This is a genomic window from Allobosea sp. 05T422_2, assembly GCF_056396265.1.
This window is the reverse complement of sequence record NZ_JBFTLD010000284.1, coordinates 1-8,359: the sequence shown is the minus strand read 5'-3', so window position 1 is coordinate 8,359 and position 8,359 is coordinate 1. Positions and strand designations below refer to the sequence as shown.

General features: G+C 64.1%; 1 protein-coding gene. It reads right to left on the bottom strand.

The window, feature by feature from the left end; translation table 11 throughout:
- Nucleotides 1–8,359: peroxidase family protein (locus tag AC1DJT_RS31065; protein ID WP_476835563.1), on the bottom strand; the 8,359-nt coding region annotated here is incomplete at both ends.

Sequence of the window (8,359 nt, the reverse complement as noted above, 5' to 3'; positions counted from 1 at the left end):
GTCGATGCCCGTGCCGCCGTCGCTGTCATCGCCGAAATAGACGTCGTTGCCGTCGCCGACCGCAGCCACGATCACATCGTTGCCCGCACCCGCCACCACAGTGTCGTCGCCGGCCCCGGCCGTGATCCGGTCGTCGCCCGTGCCACCGAAGATCCGGTCGTTGCCGGCCTCGCCATCGATCAGGTCGTTGCCAGCCCCGCCAAGCAGCACGTCGTCGCCGGCCCCGCCGAAGACCACGTCACGGCCCTCCCCGGCATCGACGAAGTCGTTGCCATCGCCCGCCGAGATCGTGTCGTCGCCGCCCGCACCGATCAGGACATCGTCGCCGCCCTGGCCGATCAGGTTGTCCGCCCCCGCTGCCCCGATCAGGACATCGCTCAGCCCCGTCCCGACATGCGTCCCAGGAGCCGTCCCCGGACCGGGAGCCGGCGTGCCAGCCCCGTCGTCATCGTCGTCGTCGTCACAGCCGCAATCGTCGTCGTCGTCATCGTCGCCATTGCCGGCACCGTCGTCATCGTCGTCATCATCGTCGCCATCTCCGGCGCCGTCGTCGTCATCGTCATCATCGTCGCCATCACCGGCGCCGTCGTCATCGTCGTCATCGTCGTCGCCGTCTCCGGCGCCGTCGTCATCATCGTCGTCGCCATCTCCGTTGCCGGTGCCGTCATCGTCGTCATCGTCGTCATCGTCGCCGTCGCCGTCACCCGTGCCGGTACCGTTGTCGCCGTCATCGCCAACGACGGTCTCGAAGATGTTCTCCGGCAGATTGGTCAGGCTGGTATTGCGGGCGATGATGTCCGCGAACTCCTGGCYGTCGATGAAATTCTCGTAGAAGTCGAAGTTCTCGACACGGTCGAGATAGTAGAACCGGTCGGCCTCCTGCAGGCGGTCAAACTGTTCATGCAGCACGACCCAGAAGGTCTGCCCGACCATGCCGCCATTGATATGCGTCTCGGCAAGGCCACCGACCCAGAGATCGACCCGGTCGATCCCCTTCACGATGCCGGTGCCGTCGGCCTGGATGGCCACGCTGATATTCGAGTTGATCGCCTGGAAGGCMGCKATCTCRTYGGCGTCCAGGACGAGGTCSGGATAGGCCTGCTTGAACTGGGCGATCACTGCATCGCTCAGATTGTTGCGCTGCTGGAAGTCCTCCCAMGAGGTATAGGGYGAGAGRTTTCCGGCATATCCGACGGCCTCGGAGACATAGGGATCCTGCGAAGCGGCAAGATCCGAACGCACCTGGTTCAACGTTCCCAGCCCGACATCCCAGCCGCGKGCCACATTGAAGGCGAASAGGTCGGCATTGATCCGCACCAGATCGTTGCGCACYGCGTCGACGATGTTGAAGTCAACCTCCTCCGCCGGCTGCCTGATGATGCCGCCCAGGATCGATCCCACGCCGAGCTGCTCATAGCCGGGCTGCGGGACGTAGCCGGGGGGCAAGGGAGCRGTGAAGGCGCCGGCGTCGTTCGTCGGRTTCAGGAAGGCGTCGAACAGCGCCACCTGCTTCGGCTGACCGTCGGCATCGAGCACGGTCATGGTCTGGCCGATCAGGGAGTGACCSACCCGGTACACGGCCGCCGCGAACTCATGCGAGATGGCGGCCGTCGCATCTGGATTGTAGTCGCCATGGCCGTGGTCGCCATCGCCCTTGATGCCGCCGATGAGATGATCGGCGAACTCGTCGAAGACGACGCGCTGGTATTCGGCCTCGTTGATGATCTTGGCCGCCTGGAAGAGCTCCTCCTGTGTGCCCTGGAAGCCGGCCTCCACCAGATTCTCGACGTGGAAGTTGTGGTTGCGCGCCCAGATCGTGTGCATCGCGGTCAGGGAGAAGTTCTCGTTCGCCCGGCCGTCGCCAGCAATATAGTGGTCGAGCACGCTGATGAACGGATTGGCATCGAGCAGCAGCGCATGTCCGGTGCCCATGAAATTGGACGCCATGGTCGCCGCCATCGTGGTGTTGATCACCCCGCCGTTGACCAGCCCCGCGAAATAGGTCTGGAAGGCGACCGGGCCGCCCGGCAGGCCGGTGAAGACGGTGTTGTTCTCCCAATGCTCGAGGATCAGCTCGCGCAGCGTCGGCAGCAACCGGAAGTTCGGGTCAGACGGATCCGGCCCTCCCGCCAGSAGCATCGAGCCGAGACCGCCATCGCCGTCGCCTTCCCGGAGGAACTGGCCGACGAGCCCGTTCGAGCCATAGGCCTGGTTCTGGTCCGCGAAGGGCGAGGTCCGGTTGATATGCTGGGGAACGCCATCGACGATTTCGTCGACCGTGCCCCGGGTGAGATCGGCCGGGTTGCCTGATCCGGGCGCACCGTTCCCGGGAGCTCCGATCTGGATCGTGCCGTTGCCACCCTTCGGCAGGAAGTCGAGGCCATGGTCGAAATACTGGCCGAAGGCCATGAAGAAGATATTGGCGTCGTTGCTGTTCTTCGGCAGGTCGGCTTCCTGCACACCCAGGATGTTGCTGATATTGCGCGGATCCAGCCCCTCGAAGATCGGGTTGATCTGGTTGTTGCCGGTCGCCGCGTCGTATTCGCCATAGCGGGCTTCGGTCAGCCGGATGAAGTGCTCGTCCGCCGCGCCGTAATCGGGATGGGCGACATTGTTGCCGTGGCCGCTGAGATCACGCACGCCGGGCACCGTGTCGTCATCGCCAGGAACGTCCTGGCCGTTGACCAGGTGCTTCAGCCCCGAAAGGTCGCCGGCGGTGAGTTCGAACGCGCCGGTGACGCCGTCGCCTCCACCATCTCCGCCTCCCGTGCCGCCCCCATTTCCGCCACCGCCGTTGCCACCGCTGCCGCCGGAATTCGCGAAGGTCGGCGACGCGCCGCCCGGCAGGGTCGCGAAGGTGATGGTATGGCCGCCATTCGTCAGGGTCGTCGTGCCGTTGCCGTTGTTCGTGCTCGTGTAGTTGGCGAGCGTCGAACCGGGCGCCAGTTCGATGACATCCTGAGGCCGCAAGGTCCCGATGATCGTGTCATGGCCGCCCATCGACTTGAAGACGATGCGATGTGCCGAGGTTAGCGCCGAGATATTGACGGTGTCGTCGCCCGTCGAACCATCGATCGTGATGGTGTTGGTGAACAAGGTGGTCGCCGCGAAATTGCCGAGGACCTGGAAGGTATCGCCGCCGCCACCACCGGTGATCTGGATTTCCTCGATGTTTGCCAGCTCCGCGATCACCACGCCATTGCGGACGATGGCGATCTCCGTTGCCGGGTTGAGATTGAACGCGGCCGGCGCATTGGCTGCCGCATAGATCTGGAAAACCTCAGCAGTCGCATTCCCCACGATCCGAACGGTGTCGGTGTCACGGCCGCCGTCGATGATGTCACGCCCTTCGGTCGAACCGACGATGATCAGATCATCGCCGCGATCGCCAAGGATCGTGTCATTGCCCAGGCCGCCATTGATGGTGTCGTCACCGCGGCCACCATCGATCGTGTCGTTTCCGGCTCCGCCATTGAGGATGTCGTTGTCGCGATCGCCGAGGATGGTGTCGTCGCCGTCGCCGCCGTCAACCGTATCGGCCCCGCGGCCTGCGTCGATCGTGTCATTGCCTGCAAGACCGGTGACGGTGTCGTCACCGCGATCAGCGTTGATGATATCGGCCCCGGCAGTGCCGACGAGCACGTCATTGCCGCGCGTTCCGAGGATGGCCGGATCCGTCGGGATATTGGTGCCGACAGTCGCGGTCGGGAGCGAGAACACCTCCTCGAGCACGCCATGGGCATCCTGGTAGACGATGCGCAGCCTGATCGGCAGCCCGTTCTCGCCATCCGTGACCGTGAAGCTCGGGCCATGCGCGCGCTCCACCTCGCCGGCGCCGAAGAGCTCGATATCGGCGAAACCGGTGCCGTCATCGACCTGCCAGAAGTAGGAAATGGGTGCGGCTGGAACGAGCCCGCCCGGATTGTCGGCATCCGTCAGCCCCGCCAGATTCAAGCCGGCCAGGCTCACAGTCAGGACGTCGCCGACCTGAATGCCGACGTTGGTGGTTGTGCTATCAACGATGACCGGCCGGCCCACGGGCTGGTTGTTCGCGCCGCCGAGCACGATCGACTGATCCGCGAACTGCAGCCGCTCGATGTTCCGGAGCGTATCCGTCCCATCAGTGCCAACATTGTCCGTAACGGTCACGGAGCCGTCGGCGTTGGGCGTGATCGTGTAGCTCGCCCGCAGGCCCGAGAACTTGGCCGTATCGAAATCGGTGGTATTCGAGCTCAGGATCTCGCGAACGATCCTGAGCTGGCCGGGATTATAGGTGCCGTTCAGCATCAACGGAACCATCGGCTCCATGCTGTCGAAGGTCGCGATCTCGGGGCCGCTACCGTCCAGATTATGTCGAACGCTGATGCGCACGTTCAAGTAGCGGTCGCCGTCGATAATGTCGTCGCCGCCGCGGCCCTGGATGATGTCGCTGCCCTTGCCGCCGAGGATGATGTTACCACCATCGAAGAAGGTTGCGGCGCTATTGGGAAGCAGAGCGCGCAGACCGTCGATCAGATCGATATTGGTCATCACGCTGCCGGTCGCACCTGCAGTTGGCAGGGTGGTGGCATCGGAGTCATCGCCATTGAGGACATCGCCGAAATCCGAGCCGGAGAGGCCTTCGACGAAGTCGAAGCGGCTAAGCGAGGTCGACCCACCGGGCACGGGCGGCTGATCGAAGAAGCGGTCGGAGATGTCGATATAGACGCCGGTGGTGTTGGGCTTGTAGATCGCCCAGTCATAGCCGGAGCCGCCGATATAGCGATCGCCGAAGCCGGTCTTGCCGGCCATGATGTCGTCGCCGCCTTCGCCGTTGAACTTGTCGTTCTCGCCGTCGCCGATGAAGACGTCATTGCCGATGACCGGGTCATTGCCGAGCGGATCGAAATTGTCACCAGGCGCGCCGTCGGTGGTGCCCTTCTCGATCCAGTCGTCGCCCTCGTTGCCCATATCCTGTTCATTGGCCTTGCTGCCGAGGATGAAGTCGTTCCCCTGGCCGCCAATGGCCTCCGATGCGTCCTCGCCAGTGACGATGAAATCGCTGCCGAAACCGCCGATGATCAGGTTGACGCCGTTGCCGCCATGGAGGACGTCGTTGCCGTCGCCACCCTGGATGTTGTCGTCACCACCGGTGTCCGTGATGATGTCGTCGCCGGCGCCGCCGCGCAGCTGGTCGTTGCCGTCGCCGCCCTCGATGCGGTCATTTCCGCCATCGCCCCAGATCGTGTCGTCGCCCTCGCTCGCAATCAGGATGTCATTGCCGGCGGTACCGCCGAGAACGACATGCTCGTCACCGGTATACTGCAGATAGTTGCTGTCGGGCCCGGCCGTATTCGGGTTGTCGCGAATGACGAGCGGAAGCAACGGATCGCCGTTTGTCGGGTCGTCGTTGCCGGTCGCGCCGAGCCCGGTGTGCTGCTTGGTCGGATCGACCTCGAGCGTGAAACCGGGTGTCGTGAAGACCACGCCGGGGAGATGGGTCGCCGACGAATTCGCCATGATCAGCTTGGCGAAGGAGTTGCTCTCGAGCTCCGCATTGAAGCTCAGGCCGGACGTGCGCTCGAGATAGTAGAAGCGGTCGCCATCCTGCAGCTTTTCGATCTGGTTCTCGAAGATGAAGTTGAAGGTCGAGCCCAGCATGCCGCCGAAGGGCATCTTCTCCTCGGCGAGACCGCCGATCCAGAGATCGATGGCATCGACGCCGGTGATGGTGACACCATTGGCGCCGCTGGCCCAGGCCCCCGTACCGTTCAGGAAGTCGAGACGGTCGGCAGGTGCGCCGGCGCCACCGAGTACCAGCGACATGGCGGCCGCACGCTTGTCCACAAGTGTGGCCGCGCCCGTGATCGACGAATGCGTGCCGTAGGCGGCGATGAAGTTGATCAGCGAATCCGGGTGCTTCAGGCTCTGAACGAGATCCGCCCAGCTGGCGTAGGGCTTGAGCYGGACTTCGCCGGTCGACGTATAGATTTGCCGGCGGACTTCGTTCAGCGAGGGAATACCGACGTCCCGGCCGCGCGCGAGGTTGATCGCGGGAAGGTCGAGCGGCAGGCCGAGCAGGTTGTTGCGCAGCGCCTCGGTGACGAATTCGTCGATTTCGTTGCCGGCCTGGCGGGTCACGCCGCGGACGATCGCGCTGACTGCGTCTTCCGGATTGGCTCCGCTGGCAGCGAAGGCGAGCGGGTTCAGGAAGGCAGCGATCAGGCCCATCTGCTGGTCGGGATTGCTGGGATCGGACGAGACGACGTCGAAATCCGCAGTGAAGCGGTCGACCGTCTCGGTCAGCATCGAATGGCCGAAACGATAGACCGTGTGCGCGAACTCCGCGACGATCGAGGGATCCAGGTCGACGTCATAGACCTGGGTCGGCGCAAAGAAGAGGTCGACATTCGGCTGGATCGTTCGGGCGAACTCTTCGAAGACCAGATGCTGATACTGCATCTCGGTGCCGAATTTCGCCGTCTGGAACAGGCGCTCGCCATTCCATTGCAGGGCGTCGATCGCCGCCTGATTGGCCGGGAATGTCGCCGGCTCGGTGCCGGGGATCAGCCATTCCTTGAGGAAGGCGAGATCGCCCGAAGTCAGCACCGTATTCTTGGTCTGCTCGACCAGCCGGTTATGCTCGGAGTGGAAGATCGCGTGGACGGCGGTGAGGCCGATATTCTCGTTCACGCGGCCGTCGCCGGCGATGTAATGCGCGTCGAGCAGCTCGTTGTCGTAAGCGAGGTTGTTACCTTGCTGATTCACCGGCACGGGATTTCCCGTCAACACATCGCCATCGGGAACAAGGTCCTCAGCCGTGTTGGCAACCCCGTCGGCACCGAGACCAGCGAATACCGGCACGGCGTTGTGGGCGATGTCGTTGAGGAAGGCGTGGCCGGTGCGCACGGCATTGGTCAGGGAGATCGGCGCAAGCGGATTGCCCTCGACGAGGATGTCGTCAGCGGTGCCGCCGATGCCGTCCAGCCCCTTCATCACGACCTGCGGGAAGCCGTTCGGGCCCTTGATGAAATTGCCATAGGCGTCGGTCGCCAGCAGCGGACCGCTGTCGATATCGGCGTCGGTGAGATTGATGCCGAGAATGTCGCGCGCCTGCGCCTTCACCACCTTCCAGGTCGCCATACCGCCAATTTCGATATCGTCAGCGGTTCCGAACTTGCCGTCAGCGCCCAGATTACGATTGGTGATCAATTCACCGGTCGCAACTGGCCGCGCTCCTCCCACTCCAGCGCCATCGGTATCCATGAGTTGGTAAGCTCGCAGGAAGACCTGGTGCGAGGGATGCGAGGAGTAGGTCTGGTTCTGGTCGACGAAGGGCGAGGTCGTGTTGGTGTGCTCGTGGATGTCGTCGGCATTGCCGAGGATCCCGTCCGGACCAGGCAGGTTGGTCGCCCGGGTCAGGACCATGAAGTTCGTCGGGCTGCCCTGCACGTAGAGCGGATCGTCCGGCTGAAGCGGGATGAAGACCGTGCCGGAACCGCCCTTGGTCACGAGATCGAGGCCATGGTCGAAGAACTGGCCGAAGAAGGTCATCCAGGCGTTGAACGGCGCCGACAGACCGGCATCCGGAGCAATGTTCGGGATTTCGAAGACCTGCTTATCGTCGGCCGTGCCGAACTGGCCGTCGAGACCCGGGCTGGTAACGATGGTCAGGCCGAGGTCGTCGGCCACGCCGTCGAAGGTCGCCTGGGCGGCGACGACGGGGGCATTCGCGTCGTTCAAGGCCGCCTGATCGAGCGCAACGTGGTTCGCCGCCTGCGTCTGGGCGGTTTGGGCTGGGCCGAGAGCGGCCTGAGTCGAGGTAACGAGTGCGTCCGCCTCTGCGAACGCAGCTTCGGCATCCGTCCGCACCTGAACGGCGTTATCGAGCGCGATGACAGCCGCCTGCACGCCTGGATCAGCCAGAGGGTCTTCACCCGCCGGCACCGCGGCGACCGCCAAGGCCAAAGCCGTCTGCGCGGTCGATTCCCCCAGTTGCGCAGCCGTAACCGCGCCTGCTGCGGACGCGGCCGCCGTGGTGGCGGTGTTCGCAGCGGCCGTCGCTGCGGCGAGATTGGCATCCGCGGTTGCAAGGACCGCCTGTGAAGCACCGAGCGCTGTCTGCAGAGCGGCAACTCCGCTCGCCGCAGCCGCTTTCACAGCGTTGAATGCCTGGAGCGCGGCCAGGAAGGTCGCGGTGTCCGCCGTGATGTTTTCCGAGCCGGCGTTGCGAAGGGCCGCCGCAATCGCAGCGGGATTGTTCGCGGTCTGGTCGACGATGAGATTGCTGATCGTGCGCGGCGCGTTGCGAAGGGCCGCCGCAATCGCAGCGGGATTGTTCGCGGTCTGGTCGACGATGAGATTGCTGATCGTGCGCGGC